Consider the following 17,475-nt stretch of genomic DNA (forward strand, 5'->3'; position numbering starts at 1 on the left):
ATGGCCGCAACCGACCTGCTCGACCGCGCCGGCACGCTGCACGCGGCCTTCCGGGCCGACGTGATCGCCGGCCTTTCCGCCCGCCCGCGCGCCATCCCGGCGCGCTGGTTCTACGACCATCGCGGGTCCGAATTGTTCGAGGCGATCACCCGCCTGCCCGAATATTATCCGACGCGGGTGGAAACCGCGCTGCTGGCCGAACATGCCGGCGCGGTCGGCCGCATCGCCGGGCCGGGGCGCGCGGTGATCGAGTTCGGATCGGGATCGTCGGCCAAGACGCCGCACCTGCTGTCCGCCATCGCGCCCGCCGCTTATGTGCCGATCGACATTTCGGGCGATTTCCTGCGGCAATCGGCCGATGCGCTGGCGGCGGACTTTCCCGGCCTGCCGGTGATCCCGGTGGAGGCGGATTTCATGGCGCGGGTGGCGCTGCCCCGCGATGTCCGCCACCTGCCCAAGCTGGGCTTCTTTCCCGGATCGACGATCGGCAACATGGGGCCCGCGCACGGCGTGGACCTGCTGCGCGCCATGGCCGGCACGCTGGGCGAGGGCGCGATGCTGCTGATCGGCATGGACCGGGTGAAATCGCCCGCCATCCTGATCCCCGCTTATGACGATGCCGAAGGGGTGACGGCCGCGTTCAACCTCAACCTCCTCCACCGCATCAACCGCGAGCTGGACGGCGATATCCCCATCGCCGCCTTCCGCCATCGCGCGATCTGGAACGACGAGGCCGCGCGGATCGAGATGCATCTGGAGGCGATGGCGGACATAAGCTTCATCGTCGCCGGGCAACGCTTCGCCGTGGCAGCGGGCGAGACCATCCATACCGAGAACAGCCACAAATATGATCCGCGCGGCGCCCGGCTTCTGCTGGCGGCGGGCGGCTGGACGCCGATGCGCGAATGGACCGACCCGGACGGGCTGTTCGCGCTGATCCTGGCCGAGGCGCGCCCGCCGGAAACCGCGCCCTGATCGCGATTGCGGCAGCCGGGCCGCGCCCCCGCTTCCCATCGCCGCCATCCTCCCCTATCCGCGAGGCCGATCAGACTGGAGGGAAGCGGACATGGACAGCATCGGCGTAATCGGCGCGGGCCAGATGGGGGCGGGCATCGCCCAGGTGGCGGCGCAGGCAGGATATAGGGTGTTCCTGTCCGACGTTTCGGCCGACGTCGCCGAAAAGGGCAAGGCGGGGATCGCCAGGATCCTCGCCAAGCAAGTGGAGAAGGGCAAGCTGGACGCGGGCGAGGCGGACGGCGCGATCGGCCGGATCGAGCCGATCGGCGATCTCGCGCCCATGGCCGCCGCCGGCCTCGTCATCGAGGCGGCGACCGAGCGCGAGGACATCAAGCGCGTGATCTTCCAGAATGTCGGCAAGGTGCTGGCGGCGGATGCGGTGCTGGCGTCCAACACCTCCTCCATCTCCATCACCCGGCTGGCGCAGGCATCGATCGATCCAGCGCGCTTCATCGGCATGCATTTCTTCAACCCGGTGCCGCTGATGCCGCTGATGGAGGTGATCCGCGGCCTTGCGACCTCCGACGCGACCGTCGCCGTCGCCCAGGATTTCGCCAGGAAGGTCGGCAAGGAAACGGTGATCGCGCAGGATTCGCCCTGCTTCGTCGTCAACCGCATCCTGCTGCCGCTGCTGAACGAGGCATTCTTTGCCGTCGGCGAGGGCGTGGGATCGATCGTCGATATCGACAAGGGCGTGAAGCTGGGCCTCGGCCACCCGATGGGGCCGCTGACGCTGGCCGACATGATCGGCCTCGATACGATCCTGCTGATCCTGAGGGTGCTGCAGGAGGATTTCGGCGATCCCAAATATCGCCCGGCGCCGATCCTGGTGAAATATGTCGAGGCCGGCTGGCTGGGCCGCAAGACCGGACGCGGCTTCTACGACTATTCCGGGCCGGAGCCCGTGCCGACCCGCTGATCCGCGGAACCGGCATCGTGCGGCGTGGTGAGGTTCAGCCCCACCGCGCCCACGAGGATCAGGCCGACGCACAGCCACTGCGCGCCGTTCATCGGCTGGCGGAAGAAAGCGAGCCCGATCAGCGCGATCGCGACGATGCCGACGCCCGACCAGACCGCATAGGCGATACCCATCGGCACCCGCGTGAGCGTGATCGACAGCAGCCAGAAGCAGGCCGAATAGAGCGCGATCGAAGCGATCCCGAAGCCCGGCCGCGCAAAGCCCTCCGACGCCTTGAGGAGGGATGTTGCGGCGATCTCCAGCGCGATCGATCCGCCCAGCAATATCCATGGGTTCATGGGCCGTCCTCCTGCTCCGTCGCGCCGGTCAGAGCATGGCGGCGGCAACGATGGCAAGCGGGACGAATTCAGCCCTGGCCGAAAACCGTGGGCGGGCGGCGGCCGAAGCTGGGACGGCGCTGCATGAGGGGGCTGGCCTCGCGGTCGATCTGGGCGAGCGTTTCCTCGAACATCGGGCGCAGGCGGACGACATCGGGGATCAGCTCGTCCGGGGCCTGACGGGTCTCGACGCAGCGGCGGGCGACCTTTTCGATATGTTCGGAAAGCGCCGCCAGCGGCTCCGCCCCGAACTGGAGCGATTCGCCCTTCAGCGTATGCGCCGGGATCACGAGCGCGGTGGCGTTGCGGGCGCGCATCGCCTCCTCGATCGCCTGGATCGATTTCACGCCGTCTTCGCGGAAATAGCCGAGGATGCGGATGAAGCCCGCGCCAAGCTCGGTGCGCGCGCGCGAAAAGACGTCCCAGTCGACCAAAGCCAACGTCTTACCGGCCACTTGTCCGCTCCTCCATCGGCCATTTCCCCACGGCCAAACGCCCTGTTGCAGGAAATTCGTAAAGGCCGCGTTGACGGGGCAACCCGTTTTGTGGGCAGCGCCATCGACAATCCGCCGGATTATCGACCCATCTCAGCCCGTAACGATCAGGGCCTCGCCATCTTCCTCCACCTGCCAGCCATGCTGGGCGGCCAGCGCCGCCACCTCGCGCGGGGCGGCGGGATCGTCCGCAAGCAGGCGGACGGTGGCGCCGGGGCCGGCATCCCGCATCGCACGGGCCAGCCGCAGGGCCGGCCAGGGGCAGCGCATGCCCCGGGCATCGACCGCCAGGGCCATCAGGAATCGAACGGATTCTTCGGCGCGCGCAGCGTGAGGCGCACCGGCACCGCGCCGAAGCCGAGATCGCGGCGGATGCCGTTCATCAGATAGCGGCGATAGCTTTCGGGCAGCTCGTCCACCCGCGTGCCGAACAGGATGAAACCGGGCGGGCGCGTCTTGGCCTGGGTGAGGTAGCGCAGCTTGATCCGCTTGCCGCCGGGGGCGGGCGGCGGATTCTTCTCGATCGCCTTTTCGAACCAGCGGTTGAGCTGGCCCGTGGAGACGCGGCGCGACCAGGCATCGCGCGATTCGAAGGCGACCTGGAGAAGCTGGTCGATCCCGCGCCCGGTGGCGGCCGAGACGGTGAGCAGCGGCAGGCCCTTCACCTGCGCCAGCCCCTCGTCCAGCGCGGTGCGCACGCCCTGGAACAGCGCCGGCGGATTTTCCGCCACGTCCCATTTATTGAGCGCGATGATGAGGGCGCGGCCTTCCTGCAGCACCTTGTCGGCGATGCGCAGGTCCTGCGCCTCCAGCCCCAGCGTGGCATCGAGCAGCAGCACGACCACCTCGGCGAAATCGACGGCGTGGAGCGCATCGGCGACCGAGAGCTTTTCCAGCTTGTCCTGCACGCGGGCGCGCTTGCGCATGCCCGCGGTGTCGATCAGGCGGACGGGGCGGACATTGCCTTCCGCATCGGTCCATTCCCAGTTGATCGCGATCGAATCGCGGGTGATGCCGGCCTCGGGGCCGGTGATCATCCGTTCCTCGCCCAGCATGCGGTTGACGAGGGTGGACTTGCCGGCGTTGGGCCGGCCGACGATGGCGAGCTTCAACGGGCCGGTGGGACGGCCCTCCTCATCCTCGTCGTCCGCCGCCTCATCCTCCGCATCGTCCTCGCGATCGACATAGGGCAGCAGCGCGCTGAACAGATCGGCCAGCCCCTCGCCATGTTCGGCGCTGAACGGCACCGGATCGCCGAAGCCGAGCGCGAAGGATTCGAGCACGCCGCCCTCGCCCGCCTTGCCTTCGGCCTTGTTGGCGAGCACCACCACCGGCGTATCGCCGGCGCGCAGCCAACGGGCGATCTCCTCGTCCAGCGGCATCACCCCGGCGCGCGCGTCGATCAGGAACAGCGCGACGTCGGCCGCATCGACCGCCGCTTCCGTCTGCCGGCGCATCCGGCCGGGCAGCGTATCGGGGTCCTCATCCTCGAAGCCGGCGGTGTCGATCACCCGGAATTCGAGGCCCAGCAGCGTGGCATCGCCTTCGCGGCGATCGCGCGTCACGCCCGGCCGATCGTCGACGAGCGCGAGCTTCTTGCCGACGAGGCGGTTGAACAGGGTTGATTTGCCGACATTCGGCCGGCCGACGATCGCGACCACGGGAAGCTTGGACATTGTGCCCCCTTACCGACATTCGCGCGCCGGCGGGACTCAATTATGCGATCGGCGGCATCGCGCCCTCCCCGATGCCCTTCGGGACACCGGGGAGCGGACGATATCAGCGCCAGGCGGTCAGCGTGCCGTCCTCGGCCAGCACATAGAGCATGTTGTTGGCAACGATGGGGGAAAGATAGACCGGCCCACCCGCCTTGCCCTTGGACTGCACCTTGCCGGTCGCCGGATCGACATAGGCAAGCTCGCCTTCCGTATTGGCGACGATCAGCCGGTTGCCCGCGAGGATCGGGCCGGTCCAGCTCACCGGGCCCTTCTTCGACTTCGCGCTGCGCCACCGTTCGAGCTGGCTGATCCAGCGGACCTTGCCGCTGGTGCGCGCGATGCACATCAGCCGCGCGTCATCGGTGACGACGAAGATCCAGTCGCCCGCCACCCAGGGGGTGGAGATGCCGGCGATGCTGAGTTCCCACATGCGCTGGCCGGTGTTGAGCTCCATCGCGACCATGCGGCCACCCTGGCCGACGGCATAGACGCGGCCCTGATCGATCACCGGATCGGCATCGATATCGGAAAGGCTGGCCACCGCGGTCGAGATGCTGGTGCGCGACAGCGCATCCTGCCAGACGATGCGGCCGTTTTCGTAGCGATAGGCGTTGAGCTCGCCCGAGGAGAAGCCGGCGACGACGGTGCCGGCCGCGGCGGCCGGGGCCGCGACGCCGAACACGCCGGCCAGTTCCAGCGTGCCGGCCTCGTTCCAGACGACCGATCCGTCCTCCGCCTTCAGCGCGAAGAGCTGGTTATCCTGGCTGACGACATAGACATGGCCGTTGGCGACGGTGGGCGCGCCGCGCAGCGGGCCGCCGGGGCGCACCGTCCAGCCGATATTGCCGGTGGCGGCATCGAGCGAGGAGACATCGCCCAGCCCGGTCGTCGCATAGAGCCGGCCGGCTTCGTAGCTGACGCCGCCGCCGAACACGACCTTGCCGGACCGGCTTTCCTTCTGCTCCTCGCCCGACAGCTTCTTCGCCTGCGGGATCGCCTTCACCCACAATTCGCGCCCGCTGGCGGCATCGAGGGCGTGGACGCGGCCGCCGATATCCATCACGTAGAGCTTGCCGTCGGCCACCACCGGCGCGGCGGCAAGCCGCGCGCGCTTGGTGCTGCCGTCGATATGGGCGCGCCACGCCTCGGACAGGTTCTGGCCGAGCGCGACGTGGCTCAGCACCTTCCAGGCATTGCCGCCGGGCTGCGCCCAGGCATCGTTGGTCATCGGGCCCGGCACCTCGACGGGCGTGTCCGCCAGCGAGGCATCGACCTCGGCGCCCGTCTCATAAGTGAGGACGGGGGTGCGTTCGCCGAGCACGGCGGTCTTGGGCGCGGTTTTCTTGAATATTCCGCAGCCGCTGAGGCTGGCGAGGATCATCCCCGCGATCACGGCACGCTTCATGCTGGTCATTCCTTTGCGGCGCCCGGCGCCTTGACGGGGGCGGCAGGGGCGGCCGCATCGGCCCCGAGCGAAAGGGCGAGGCGCCCGGCGCGATCGCGGATCGAAGGGGGCACGCCCTCATCCTTCGCCATGGCCGCGAAGATCGGGCCGGCCAGGTCGGGCTTGCCCATCTTCATATAGGCGATGGCCGTCATCTCGCCGGCGCTGCCGAACCAGGGGTTGCCGGCTTCGGCCAGCGGCTTCAGCCGCGCGACCACCTGGGCAGGCGGCAGCGTATCGAATTCGGCGGCGGTCTGGCGGATGGTGGCAAGATCGCGGAACGGCTGCGGGATCGCCGGATCGGCGGCCACGGCCTGATAGCCGGCCGCCGCCGCCTTCACATCGCCGCGTTCCAGCGCGGAGGCCGCCTGGGCGAGCAAGGCCGCGCCGCGATAGGCGGGAATGCCTTCCTTCTGCACGGCTTCGAGCTTGGCCTTGGCGGCATTATGCTTGCCCTGTTCCAGATCGGTCAGGGCCTGCACCATCGCCTCGCTCGCGGCGTCGGCGGCAGTCTTCTGCCGGTGCTGCCAGTAGAGCCACCCGCCGAAGGCGACCAGCCCCACCACCACCGCAATGGCGACGAGGCGGCCATAAGTGCGCCAGAAGGTGCCGATCTGTTCGCGACGCAGTTCCTCATCCACCTCGCGGAAGAAGGCGTCTTCATTCTGGGGCTTCAGGGCCAAGCAGTCTCTCCAAGCATCGCGGCCGAATTATCGCGGGTCGCCTTCTTAGCGACGACTGAACCTGAACGAAAGCTGTGTTCAGCCTTTGGGCTGATAGGTCTGATCGATGCCGGGGAAGGCGCGCGCGCGCACCTCCTCGGCATAGGCGCCCGCCGCCGCATCGATGCGGGACGCCAGATCGTCATAACGCTTCACGAAGCGGGCGGTGCGTTCGAACATGCCGAGCATGTCGTCGATCACCAGCACCTGGCCGTCGCACCTGGCCGACGCGCCGATGCCGATCACCGGGCAGGAGACCTCCGCCGTCACCGCGACGGCCAGCGGCTCCACCACGCCTTCGACGACGATGGAAAAGGCGCCGGCATCGGCCATCGCGCGCGCATCGGCGATGATCTTCGAATGTTCGGCATTGCTGCGGCCGCGCGCGCCATAGCCGCCCAGCGCGTTCACCGCCTGCGGGGTAAGGCCGATATGGCCGACCACGGGGATGCCGCGTTCCTGCAGAAAGGCCACGGTGGGCGCCATCGCCTCGCCCCCTTCCAGCTTCACGCCGGCCGCGCCCGTTTCCGCCATCACGCGCGCGGCGGAGCGGAAGGCCTGCTCGGGGCTCGCCTCATAGGTGCCGAACGGCATGTCGACGATCACCACCGAATGATAGCTGCCGCGCACCACGGCGGCGCCATGCGCGCACATCATGTCCAGCGTCACCGGCAGGGTGGAAGGCAGGCCGTAGATCACCTGGCCCAGGCTGTCGCCCACCAGTAGCATATCGCAATGCCGGTCGAGCAGCTGCGCCATGCGCGCCGTATAGGCGGTGAGCATGACGATCGGCTCCTTGCCCTTGCGCGCCTGGATCTGCGGCACCGTCATCCGCTTCATCGGCGCGGGCGTGGGGTGGGCGCGGCTGGTGGAGGTATCGAGGGTGAAGGTCGTGGACATGGGCGGGTGGTAGCCCCTGGCGGACCGCGCGGTCAAATCGTCGCAACCCCGATCGACGGCGCGGGCGGCGCCGGCTACAAGCGCGGGCACCAAGAACCATCGATCGGTCCCGCATGCGCGCCGCCCTGCTTATCCTGCCTCTGGCCCTGCTCGCGTCCGGCTGCGTCGCGCGGACGGCCGCCAATATCGTGACGCTGCCGGTGAAGGCGGTGGGCGCAGGTGTCGACGCCGTCACCACCAGCCAGGAGGAAGCGGACCGCAATCGCGGCCGCGAGATCCGCAAGCAGGAAGAGCGCGAGGCCAAGGAACGCAAGCGCGCCGAGAAGGATGCCCGGAAACGCGCCCACGAGCAGGGCCAGCCTTATTGACGGGCCGGCCGGGTCAGCCGAACAGCGCCGCGTAGCGATCGGACTTGAAGCCCACCGTCAGCCTGCCGTCCACATCCAGCACCGGGCGCTTGATCATCGACGGCTGCGCCAGCATCAGCGCGATCGCCTTTTCGGCGTCGATCCCTTCGCGATCGGCATCGGGCAGCTTGCGGAAGGTGGTGCCCGCGCGGTTCAGCAGCACCTCCCAGCCGAGATCGGCGACCCAGCGTTCCAGCGTGGCGCGATCGATCCCGGCGGTCTTATAGTCATGGAATTCCGCCGCGACGCCGTGCTGGGCCAGCCAGTCCCGCGCCTTCTTCATCGTGTCGCAATTCTTGATGCCGTAGATGGTGACGCCCACGCCGTTCCTCCGTGCCGATCGGATGCGGAGCCCTGCGCCAGCGCGGATGCGGCCGTCAATCCCCCAGCGGAGGCGCCGGCACCGGGAAGTAGGCGCGATAGGGCCGCGCTTCCTCCAGCACCCGCGCGAAGGACGGGCGATCCCGCAACCGGCGGAAATAAGCGGCGAGCGCGGGATGGTCGCCGGTGAAGGGCTGCACCCATTCGGCATAGAAGAGCGCCGGCGCCGCCGAGCAATCCGCCAGCGAGAAGGCATCGCCCGCCGCCCAGGCCCGCCCGGCCAGCCGATCCTCCAGCATGGCATAGGCCGTGCCGAGCGTGGCGCGGGCCTCCGCCACGCCATGCGGATCGCGCTTGTCCTCCGGCCGCAGATGATCGCCGACGATGCGCTGCATCGGCAGCTCGACATAATGATCGAACAGCCGGTCCATCAGCCGCACCTCGATCGCCGCGGCTGGATCGGCCGGGGCCAGCGGCGCCGCCCCTGCCCCGTGCCCATCGAGATATTCGATGATGATCGAGGATTCGGGGATCGCCCGCCCCGCCACATCATCCGTCAGCACGGGAAAGCGGCACATCGGCCAGAGCGCCGCCAGCGCCGCCCGTTCCCCCGCGTCGCCGAGATCGACCTGCCGGGGCGTGAAGGGGACATCGCGCTCATACAGCGCCACCAGCACCTTCTGGCAGAAGGAGGAAAAGGGGTGATAATGGAGCGTCAGCATCGCCGCCGCCTACCGAAGCCAGCCACGCCCGGCCGCCCGGCCCGAGAACCAGGCGAGCAATGCCGCGACCAGGATGATGAAGATCGGGAACGGCACGGCCGCCGCCGCGCCGACCGTGCGCACGATCGGCGTCGCCAGGAAGGTCCAGCCGAACTGGACGATCGCGGCGGCCAGCGAAACCAGGAACAGGGGCTGCGCCCAGCGGCGCCGGAGAATCAGCGCCACCGCGCCCGCCAGCCCGGCCCAGACCGCGATGGCATAGGCGCCCGTCACCCACACCGGCATCATCATCCAGATTTCCCGCTGCGCCGCCGGCAGTTGCGCCAAGGCATCGGCGGACATGCCCACCTGCGAGACATAGACGAAACAGCCCGCCCCCTCCCACAGCAAGGCAAGGACGGCGACCAGCCAATACCAGGCCGGCGGCTTCGTGGCGTCGAGACGATCCATCATGCGGCATCCCTCTCCCTGTTATTGGCAAGGAACCTGCGCGCGATGGGCGGCAAAGGCAATGCAGGGCTTGGCGGCAGCGCCAGTGCGCGGCGCCGTTGAAAACTGGGGTCCGAATGCCTTTTATGACCATCTACATGGTCAGGAACATGGCACGGACACGATCAGTCTGGCGGATGCCAAGGCCCATCTGAGCGAACTCGTCGACCGGGTGGAAGCGAGGGATTCGATCGACATTACCCGGCGCGGCAGGCCGGTGGCACGGATCACCGCCGTGGCCAGACCGCGCAAGCGGATCGACGCCGCCGCGCTGCGATCCCTGACGGCCGGGATGCCGAAATCCCAGGAGGCGGTCAATCTGGTGGGCGATGCGGGACGCCGACCGCGATTGATGCTTTATCTCAATACGTCGCTGATCGTCGCGGCGCTCTCCAACGAAGCGACACCGCATGTGCAAGCCTGGTTGGCCGAACAGCGCCACCGTCCACACGCTCGACCATGGGCTTGCCAAAGCCGGTCCCGCTCTTGGCGTGCCGACGCCGCTGCTGGCCTGATCGAATAGCTCCGCTGAAGGATGCGAGCGGACGCCACCGAGGGCATCCGCCTTACTCCCTTGCCTTCCCACGGCGGCTTGCGCCGCCGAGTGGCGCGGGCGGATGTCCACCGGACACCCGCCTGATCCGCGTCACTCCCACTCGATCGTGCCGGGGGGCTTGGAGGTGTAATCGTAGGTGACGCGGTTGATGCCCTGGACCTCGTTGACGATGCGGGTCGCGACGCGGGCGAGGAAGGATGCGTCGAAGGGATAGATGTCGGCGGTCATGCCGTCGGTCGAGGTGACGGCGCGGAGCGCGCAGACCGAGTCGTAGGTGCGCCCGTCGCCCATCACGCCCACCGTCTTCACCGGCAGCAGCACGGCGAAGGCCTGCCAGATCGCGTCGTAGAGGCCGGCGGCGCGGATTTCCTCGAGATAGATGGCGTCGGCCTTGCGCAGGATGTCGCAGCGTTCCTTGGTCACTTCGCCGGGGATGCGGATGGCGAGGCCCGGCCCCGGGAAGGGGTGGCGGCCGACGAAGATCTCCGGCAGGCCAAGCTCGCGGCCCAGCGCGCGGACCTCGTCCTTGAACAGCTCGCGCAGCGGCTCGACCAGCTTCATGTTCATGCGTTCGGGCAGGCCGCCGACATTATGGTGGCTCTTGATCGTCACCGAAGGCCCGCCGGTGAAGGAGACGCTTTCGATCACGTCGGGATAGAGCGTACCCTGCGCCAGGAATTCGGCGCCGCCGATCTTGCGGGCTTCCTCCTCGAACACGTCGATGAAGGTCTTGCCGATGAACTTGCGCTTCTTTTCCGGGTCCGTCTCGCCCTTGAGGCCGGAGAGGAACAGCGTCTCCGCGTTCACGTGGACGAGCGGGATGTGATAATGCTCGCGGAACAGGCTGACGACCTGATCGGCCTCGCCCATCCGCATCAGGCCATGATCGACGAACACGCAGGTGAGCTGATCGCCGATCGCCTCGTGGATCAGCACCGCCGCCACCGCCGAATCGACGCCGCCGGAAAGGCCGCAGATCACCTTGCCCGAACCCACCTGTTCGCGAATCTCTGCGATCTTGGCGGCGCGGAACTCGGCCATCGTCCAGTCGCCGGCCAGCCCGCAGACATGGCGGGCGAAATTGGCGATCAGCTTGGCGCCGTCGGGCGTGTGGACGACCTCCGGGTGGAACTGCACGCCGTAGAAGCGGCGGCTCTCATCCGCCGTGACGGCGAAGGGCGCGCCTTCCGATGCGGCGACCGGCACGAAGCCCGCCGGCAGCGCATCGACCTTGTCGCCATGGCTCATCCACACCTGGTGGCGCTCGCCTTCCTTCCACAGGCCGTTGAACAGGCCGCATTCCTTCGTCACCTCGATGAAGGCGCGGCCGAATTCGCGATTGTCGGACGATGGCGACACCGATCCACCGAGTTGCGCGCACATCGTCTGCTGGCCGTAGCAGATGCCGAGGATGGGGATGCCGGCCTCGAAGAAATGCTGGGGCGCGCGCGGGCTGCCCATCTCGGCAACCGAGGCCGGGCCGCCGGACAGGATGATGCCCCTTGGCTTCAGCCGTTCGAAAGCCTCGGCCGCCGCGTTGAACGGCGCGATTTCGGAATAGACGCCGGCCTCGCGGACCCGGCGGGCGATGAGCTGCGTCACCTGGCTGCCGAAATCGACGATCAGGATGCAGTCACTGGGATGGGCGGTGGAATGGGCTGTCATGGCCGCGCGATAAAGATATGGCCCGCCGCTGTCCAGCCGTTGCGCCCGCGCCGGGCGCCGGCCGCAAGTAGACGGGTGGCGTCAGCGGATCGCCAGCTCGTTGCCCAGCTGGACGAAATCGACCTGGCCGGCGCGCGCGCCGCACAGGAAGCTGCGGCGATCGGCGGCGGCAGGCCCGGTCTCCACCACGCCCTGCACCTGCCAGCCCTCGCCATCGCGACTCACCCGGCTGATATCGGTGACGCGGGCATCGGTGGAGATGCGGCCCGCCTGCCGTTCGGCCGCCGCCGCACAGGCATCGGCCGCCTCATCCTGCGCGGCGGTATCGGCGCGGTCATCGGCCTGGCCGCGGCCGCGATCGCCGTTCCAATCCGCATCGCCATCGTCGCGATTCGAATCGCGCATGCCGAAGCCGTTGGTGGCGACCGCCGCGATGCCGCCGGCCACGACGGCGCCCAGCAGGAAATCGCCGAAATCGAATCCGTTGCCGCGATGATGGCGATAGCCACCGCCATGGCCGTAGCCGGGGCGCGGATAGCCCCAGCCATGTCCCGGCCGCGCCATTGCCGGCATCGACGTCGCCAGCATCGCCGCCGCCACGCCCAATCCGATCACCGCCTTGATTCTCGCCATCGTCATTTCATCCCGTTGATCGGGCGCTTCTAGCCCAGCCGCGCTGTCAACGCGATGAACGGCGGGCGGGCGGACGGCCCGACTATTTCGCCCGGAACGACGTTTTATTAACCACTTCATCCTAGCGATCGGGAAATAACATTTCGGAATCGCGCCTTATGCCCAGACGGATCCGCTCGCTCCTTGCCTCGCTTCGCGATGAAGTGCAGCTTTATGCGACCGAAAGCGCCCGGCTTGCCGGCCGGACGAACCTGCTCGCGCTCAACGCCACGATCGAGGCGGCGCGTTCGGGCGAGGCGGGACGCGGCTTCTCCGTGGTGGCGCAGGAGGTGAAGGCGCTCGCCAACCAGGCGCGGGCCAGCTCGCTCGCCTTCCGGGCCGAGGTGCTCGACCGGCTGGCCAAGGCGGCCGGCATCGCCGACGAGATGGTGGCCGAGATCGAGGGCGCACGCCTCGTCGATCTGGCCGAAGCGATCATCTACAATGTCGGCCGCACCATCCAGGCCCGCAGCAGCGACCTGCGCATGCTCGCCACCGATCCGGCGGTGATCGCGGCGGTGGCGGACCCGTCGCCCGAAAAGGCGGCCGCCGCCAATGCCCGGCTGCGGGGGCTGATGCGCTATTCCAGCGATTATCTGAACGCCTTCGTCGCCAATGCCGAAGGCCGCATCTTCCTTTCCGCCGACGAGGAGGCCCGCGTGCAGGCCGCCGACGTGCGCGAGGCGCCGCAGTTCCGCAAGGCGATGGCCAGCCGCCGGTCGGACGACTGGTTCACCGACGAGGTGTGGCAGAATCCCTGGTCGGACCATCAGGCCGTGCTGATCTTCGCAGCCGGCATCCGCGCCGATCCGGAGCGCGAAGGCCCGGCGATGGGCGTGCTCTATCTGGAATATGATTGGGAACGGAAGATCGGCGAGCATATCGGCGGCATGGACACGGCGGACAATGGCCGCCGCCGGGTGAGCCTGGTCGACGACCAGGGCCGCGTGGTCGCCTCCTCCTGGGGGGCGCGCTTCGGCGAGGCGATGGCGGTGGACGCCAGCCGGCCGATCGGCCTGTCCTCGCAAGACGACGCGATCATCGCCCATGCGCGCTCCGCGCCGGGCGACGGGCTGAGCCTGCACTGCGTGATCGAGCAACGACTTATGACCGAGGCGGAGGTTCAGGCCGCCATCGCGGGCGACGGGCAGAGAATCGCCGCCTGAGGTGCCGGCGGAGTTGGGGAACTCCGCCGGCATTTGTCTTGCCCGAACCCCGGCTGCCAGTCCTGCGGAACCTGCCAGCGGATGGTGCGGGAATCGGTGCTCTCCACGCGATTGCCGGCGCTATCGCGGGCGGGCTTGTAGCGGCCGCGCCTCATCGTCAGGGCGCAGGCATGCCAATCCAGTTCGGGATGCTGGCTCGGCGTCGGCACCACGCAGTCCGTGATCCGCCCCTTGGCCGAACGATTCGGCCGGGCCGGCCGCGCACCTAGAATCGCGCCCTGACGCCGCCGTAGAAGGCGCGGCGTTCGACCGGATAATAGATGGCCGCGGCGTCGGTCGCCTGCACCACGGCGGAAATGTCGCCAATGGCGTGCCTGTTCGCGAGGTTGCGGGCGTCGAGGAACAAGGTGATCCCGTCGCGAAGCCCGGCTTCGGCGCCAAGGCCGATCAGCGCATAGCCGCCCGTGCGGGTGCCGTTCCCATAATCCGCCCACGCCCCCTGCGGCAGCCATTCGACATTGGGGGTGACGGAAAGGCGATCCGTGCCCAGGCGGAGATCGGCGCGATAGAGGTGCTTCGCCACCACCGGCAGGCGATTGCCGCCGTAGATGGCGTCATGGCGGAAACGGAAATCGTTGAGCTGATAGGCCTGACGCAGCCGCGCCCAGGGGGCGAGATCCAGTTCCAGCGACGCCTCGATCCCCTGATGTCGGGTCCTGTCGGCATTGAAGGTGGCGGCGGGGATATCCTGCGAGGTGGTGAATTGCAGCATCTCCCCCTTCACGTCGGCGCGGTAGAGGCTGATATCCCATGCCGCGATGCCGATCCGGCCGCGCGTGCCGACCTCAATCGTCCAGGCCCGCTGGGGATCGAGATCGACGAAGCCGGGCGCGCCGCCAAAGGGGGCCTGGGCCAGCTCGGCAAAGCCCGGCAATTCCACCGAGCGGCTGTAATTGGCATAGACCTGCACGTCGGGCCGCGCTTCCCACAACAGGCCGAACTTGGGCGCGAAGGCATCGAAATCCGCGTCCCCGCTGCGGGCCGGCGCCATATGGTTGGCGATCTTGCGCTCCCCATGGGTCTGCACGCCCCCGGCGATCAGCCAGAGGCCGGGCATCGGCGCGATCCGAAGCTCGCCATAGCTGTCGATCGTCGTCGCCGTCTGCCGCGCATCAGCGGTCTGCGCGCCGCGCTTGCCGGCGACATTGCGATATTGCCGCGCCGCCACCGTGCCGAAGCGCGCGGTGGTGCCGACCGCCGCCTCGACCGGCAGGCCCGCCAGGGTGCCCGCCCAGTCGATCCGGGCGAAAAGCCCGCGATCCTGCGATTTCTGGTCGATCAGCTCATAGATCGGATGGACCAGTTCCTTGACGTTCCAATAGCCGCCGAAGGCGAGGCTGGCAGAGCCGAGATCGACGGTGGTGCGGTTCTGGAGGCGAAGCGAATCCAGGTTGCGCGCCTGATCGCCCGCAAGGCTGGATGCGGCCGCCTGCTTCGGATGGTCCAGCGCATCCGCCATGGCGAGCGCGCCGGGCAGCTTCTGGTCGATATTGTTGACGCTGGCGTAGAAGCGCGTCTCGATCCGGTCGTCCAGCCGGATGCCGACATTGCCGTTGAAGCGGACGGCCCTGCGATCGGCATGATCGCGGTCGCCATCGGAACGATCGCCGGTGAGCGCGAACCAGGCATCCGCCCGTTCCGTCGCGAAGCCGGCGGCGACCTTGCCGCGCACGGTGCCGAAGCTGCCGCCGTCCACCCGCATCTCCACCCCCGGCGCGGACCGGCCGGTGGGCGTCACCGCATTGATGCCGCCGCCCAGCGTGGACGATCCCAGCCGCAGCGCGTTGGCGCCCCGGAAGATTTCGATATGCTGGAAGACCTGCGGATCGAGTTCCTGGAAATCGCCATTATTGTCGGCGAGGTTGATGGGCACGCCATCCTGGAACAGCATCAGCCCGCGCATATGATAGCCGCGGCTGAGGCCGGAGCCGCGCACCGATATCCGCACCTCCTGCCCGAAGCGCGGCTGGGTGTAGACGCCGGGCGCGAAGGCCAGCGCATCGCGCAGCGATACGGCCAGCCGATCCTCGAAATCGGCGGCCGGCACCACGCCGCTGCCGCCCGGCACGCGGGCGACATCGGCCCTGGCGTCGGCGATGGCGGAAGCGGCGGTGACGATGATGGTGCCGCGATCGCCCTCATCCTCGGCAAGAGCGGGCGTGGCGATAATGGCGGCGATGGCGAGCAGAGACGCGCGGCCGGCCGCGCGGGAAGAAAAAGACATGGAATATCCCTGATTTCCGGGCGCGCGCGAAAGGCGGCGCCCAGCCGATAGGACCATGGAGCCGCGCAACGGCGCGCGCCCATGGCGGTGACGGACATCAGCGGATGGCGGGCGGCCCGGTGGGCGGCGGCGGCGGGGCGGCGAGGCCCCGGCCGATGGCGACGGCGGGAACGGCGAGGACGGCCGCGACGGGCGCCGCGAACAGGGCCGGCGGCGCGACCGGCGGATCGGGCGTGAGCAATGCCGCGCCCAGCCCCGCGAAGACGCAGGGTTCGGCGCCCTTGCCGGTTTCGCCGGGCGCCTTCTTGTGGATGGTGCCGTCATCGGCCACCCAGGCTTCGACGGCGCCGGTGCCGGTGCAGAGCGTGATGGCGCGGCCGTCGACCGAAGGCATCCAGCCCGCCGGCACCAGCACGCGCATGGCGAGCGCCAGCAGCAGGAGCGCCACGGCGATCTCGCCGCGGAAGGTGCCCCTTGCTGATCCCCTGCCCCGCATGGCCGGCGGCCTAGTCCATCCCGCCGCCGCCGTCCACCCATCGGGACAGGCATGGTCCGGACGGCCGCGAACAGCGCCCGCTATCTTGTGGCCGCGATCGGGCCGGGCTTAGCTTCCCCAAAATCACGACAGGACGGGAGCGGAAGCCATGCAGCGGGCCGATATCGAAGGAAAGAGCATCCTCATCACCGGCGCTACCGGCCAGTTCGCCAGGCCGCTGGTGGCCGCTTATGCCGGCAAGGCGAAGGTCTATGCCGCCGCCCGCTTCGGCAAGGCGGAGGATCGGGCCGAGATCGAGGCGATGGGCGCGACGCCGGTGCGGATCGACCTTTCCGATCCCGCCAGCCTGGATGCGCTTCCCGAGGTGGATTATGTCGTCAACGCCGCCGTCGCCAAGACCGGCGATTTCGATCGCGACCTGAAGGAAAATGCCGAGGGCGTCGGCTTCCTGATCGCCAAATGCCGGAATGCCAAGGCCTTCCTCCATATCTCCACCACCGGCGTCTATGCCTATGAGGGGCCGGCGCCGCGCAAGGAGAGCGATCCGCTGGGCGACAATCACCGGTCGATGTTCCCGACCTATTCGATCGCCAAGATCGCGGCGGAATCGGTCTGCCGCTTCGCCGCCAAGACCTATGCCGTGCCCACCACCATCGCGCGGATGAGCGTGCCTTATGGCGATAATGGCGGCTGGCCCTGGTATCATCTGCTGATGATGCAGAACGGCGCGCCGATCGCGATCCACCCGGAAGGCCCGAACCTCTACAACCCGCTCCACGTCGACGATTATGTCGAGAAGATCCCCTATCTGCTGGGCGCCGCCACGACCGAGGTGACGACCACCAATTTCGGCGGATCGCAGGCGGCGAGCGTGGAGGAATGGTGCGCCTATATCGGCGAGCTGACCGGCTTCACCCCCGTCTTCCAGCAGGACAATGCCGCCTTCGGCGCGCTTTCGATCGATACCGCCCGGATGCACGCGCTGATCGGCGAGACCAGGGTGGACTGGCGGGACGGCATTCGCCGCATGATCCAGTCGCTGGCCCCCGATGCGCTGAAGGCGCCTGCCTGAAGCCCCGCCGATCTGCTAATATCGGCGGCGCTTG

20 protein-coding genes are annotated in these 17,475 nt (G+C 68.5%); 6 read left to right on the forward strand and 14 right to left on the reverse strand.

What is annotated here, in order from left to right; translation table 11 throughout:
• Entirely contained in the window at positions 1-975 is a 975-nt protein-coding gene (egtD, locus tag BHE75_RS20205) for an L-histidine N(alpha)-methyltransferase (RefSeq protein ID WP_070935068.1), read from the forward strand.
• A 91-nt stretch (positions 976-1,066) separates the two neighbouring features.
• Positions 1,067-1,936, forward strand: coding sequence for a 3-hydroxyacyl-CoA dehydrogenase NAD-binding domain-containing protein (locus BHE75_RS20210; RefSeq protein ID WP_015458506.1), 870 nt, complete (start codon positions 1,067-1,069; stop codon positions 1,934-1,936).
• Here BHE75_RS20210 and BHE75_RS20215 read toward each other — a convergent pair.
• From BHE75_RS20215 to panB, 7 genes are all read right to left on the reverse strand, one after another.
• Positions 1,903-2,274: a DMT family transporter gene (locus BHE75_RS20215; RefSeq protein ID WP_015458507.1), complete on the reverse strand. Its 372-nt coding sequence runs from the start codon at positions 2,272-2,274 to the stop codon at positions 1,903-1,905. The two genes, BHE75_RS20210 and BHE75_RS20215, sit on opposite strands and share 34 nt — an antisense overlap.
• A 68-nt stretch (positions 2,275-2,342) precedes the next feature.
• Complete coding sequence (locus BHE75_RS20220) at positions 2,343-2,768, reverse strand: Hpt domain-containing protein (protein WP_084653386.1); 426 nt, start codon at positions 2,766-2,768, stop codon at positions 2,343-2,345.
• Positions 2,769-2,900: 132 nt separating this feature from the next.
• Positions 2,901-3,104, reverse strand: coding sequence for a sulfurtransferase TusA family protein (locus BHE75_RS20225; protein ID WP_015458509.1), 204 nt, complete (start codon positions 3,102-3,104; stop codon positions 2,901-2,903).
• Entirely contained in the window at positions 3,104-4,483 is a 1,380-nt protein-coding gene (gene der / locus BHE75_RS20230; RefSeq protein WP_070935070.1) for a ribosome biogenesis GTPase Der, read from the reverse strand. Before der ends, BHE75_RS20225 begins: the two co-directional genes overlap by 1 nt.
• A 103-nt stretch (positions 4,484-4,586) precedes the next feature.
• Positions 4,587-5,930 (reverse strand): PQQ-like beta-propeller repeat protein, encoded by a 1,344-nt coding sequence (locus BHE75_RS20235; protein ID WP_015458511.1) that lies wholly within the window; start codon positions 5,928-5,930, stop codon positions 4,587-4,589.
• Positions 5,931-5,935: 5 nt separating this feature from the next.
• Positions 5,936-6,652, reverse strand: a complete 717-nt coding sequence (locus tag BHE75_RS20240) for a tetratricopeptide repeat protein (RefSeq protein ID WP_015458512.1) — start codon at positions 6,650-6,652, stop codon at positions 5,936-5,938.
• Between the two features lie 78 nt (positions 6,653-6,730).
• The gene (gene panB, locus BHE75_RS20245) at positions 6,731-7,591 is read right to left on the reverse strand and encodes a 3-methyl-2-oxobutanoate hydroxymethyltransferase (RefSeq protein ID WP_070935072.1); all 861 of its coding nucleotides are present in this window, start codon (positions 7,589-7,591) and stop codon (positions 6,731-6,733) included.
• 113 nt (positions 7,592-7,704) lie between these two features.
• Between panB and BHE75_RS20250 the strand changes: the two genes are divergently transcribed.
• Positions 7,705-7,959, forward strand: coding sequence for a hypothetical protein (locus BHE75_RS20250; protein ID WP_070935074.1), 255 nt, complete (start codon positions 7,705-7,707; stop codon positions 7,957-7,959).
• A gap of 13 nt (positions 7,960-7,972) precedes the next feature.
• On the opposite strand, the gene BHE75_RS20255 is transcribed toward BHE75_RS20250, so the two are convergent.
• Genes BHE75_RS20255 through BHE75_RS20265 form a run of 3 tightly spaced genes read right to left on the reverse strand, consistent with a single transcriptional unit; the run spans position 7,973 to position 9,494 of the window.
• Positions 7,973-8,320, reverse strand: a complete 348-nt coding sequence (locus BHE75_RS20255; protein WP_070935076.1) for an ArsC family reductase — start codon at positions 8,318-8,320, stop codon at positions 7,973-7,975.
• Between the two features lie 55 nt (positions 8,321-8,375).
• Positions 8,376-9,041 carry a glutathione S-transferase family protein gene (locus tag BHE75_RS20260; RefSeq protein WP_070935078.1) on the reverse strand — a complete coding sequence of 222 codons (666 nt, stop codon included), beginning with the start codon at positions 9,039-9,041 and terminating at the stop codon, positions 8,376-8,378.
• A gap of 9 nt (positions 9,042-9,050) precedes the next feature.
• A complete protein-coding gene (locus BHE75_RS20265; RefSeq protein ID WP_070935080.1) occupies positions 9,051-9,494 on the reverse strand; it encodes a hypothetical protein in 444 nt (147 codons plus the stop codon).
• A 58-nt stretch (positions 9,495-9,552) separates the two neighbouring features.
• Between BHE75_RS20265 and BHE75_RS20270 the strand changes: the two genes are divergently transcribed.
• The gene (locus BHE75_RS20270) at positions 9,553-10,053 is read left to right on the forward strand and encodes a type II toxin-antitoxin system Phd/YefM family antitoxin (protein ID WP_254684514.1); all 501 of its coding nucleotides are present in this window, start codon (positions 9,553-9,555) and stop codon (positions 10,051-10,053) included.
• Between the two features lie 123 nt (positions 10,054-10,176).
• Here BHE75_RS20270 and guaA read toward each other — a convergent pair whose 3' ends face one another.
• Positions 10,177-11,751, reverse strand: coding sequence for a glutamine-hydrolyzing GMP synthase (gene guaA / locus BHE75_RS20275; protein WP_015458519.1), 1,575 nt, complete (start codon positions 11,749-11,751; stop codon positions 10,177-10,179).
• An 81-nt stretch (positions 11,752-11,832) separates the two neighbouring features.
• A complete protein-coding gene (locus tag BHE75_RS20280) occupies positions 11,833-12,384 on the reverse strand; it encodes a hypothetical protein (protein ID WP_139181791.1) in 552 nt (183 codons plus the stop codon).
• Positions 12,385-12,542: 158 nt separating this feature from the next.
• On the opposite strand from BHE75_RS20280, the gene BHE75_RS20285 reads away from it, so the two are divergent.
• Entirely contained in the window at positions 12,543-13,589 is a 1,047-nt protein-coding gene (locus tag BHE75_RS20285) for a methyl-accepting chemotaxis protein (protein WP_015458521.1), read from the forward strand.
• A 265-nt stretch (positions 13,590-13,854) separates the two neighbouring features.
• Here the strand turns inward: BHE75_RS20285 and BHE75_RS20290 are convergent, their stop codons facing one another.
• Positions 13,855-15,873, reverse strand: a complete 2,019-nt coding sequence (locus tag BHE75_RS20290) for a TonB-dependent receptor family protein (RefSeq protein ID WP_070936201.1) — start codon at positions 15,871-15,873, stop codon at positions 13,855-13,857.
• Between the two features lie 97 nt (positions 15,874-15,970).
• Positions 15,971-16,321, reverse strand: coding sequence for a DUF2946 family protein (locus tag BHE75_RS20295; RefSeq protein ID WP_254684515.1), 351 nt, complete (start codon positions 16,319-16,321; stop codon positions 15,971-15,973).
• Positions 16,322-16,517: 196 nt separating this feature from the next.
• Here BHE75_RS20295 and BHE75_RS20300 point away from each other — a divergent pair, with 196 nt between their 5' ends.
• A complete protein-coding gene (locus BHE75_RS20300; RefSeq protein WP_084653388.1) occupies positions 16,518-17,441 on the forward strand; it encodes an NAD-dependent epimerase/dehydratase family protein in 924 nt (307 codons plus the stop codon).
• Positions 17,442-17,475 lie beyond the last annotated feature (34 nt).

The sequence above is a fragment of the Edaphosphingomonas haloaromaticamans genome, assembly GCF_001853345.1.
Classification (GTDB): Bacteria; Pseudomonadota; Alphaproteobacteria; order Sphingomonadales; family Sphingomonadaceae; genus Sphingomonas_E; species Sphingomonas_E fennica.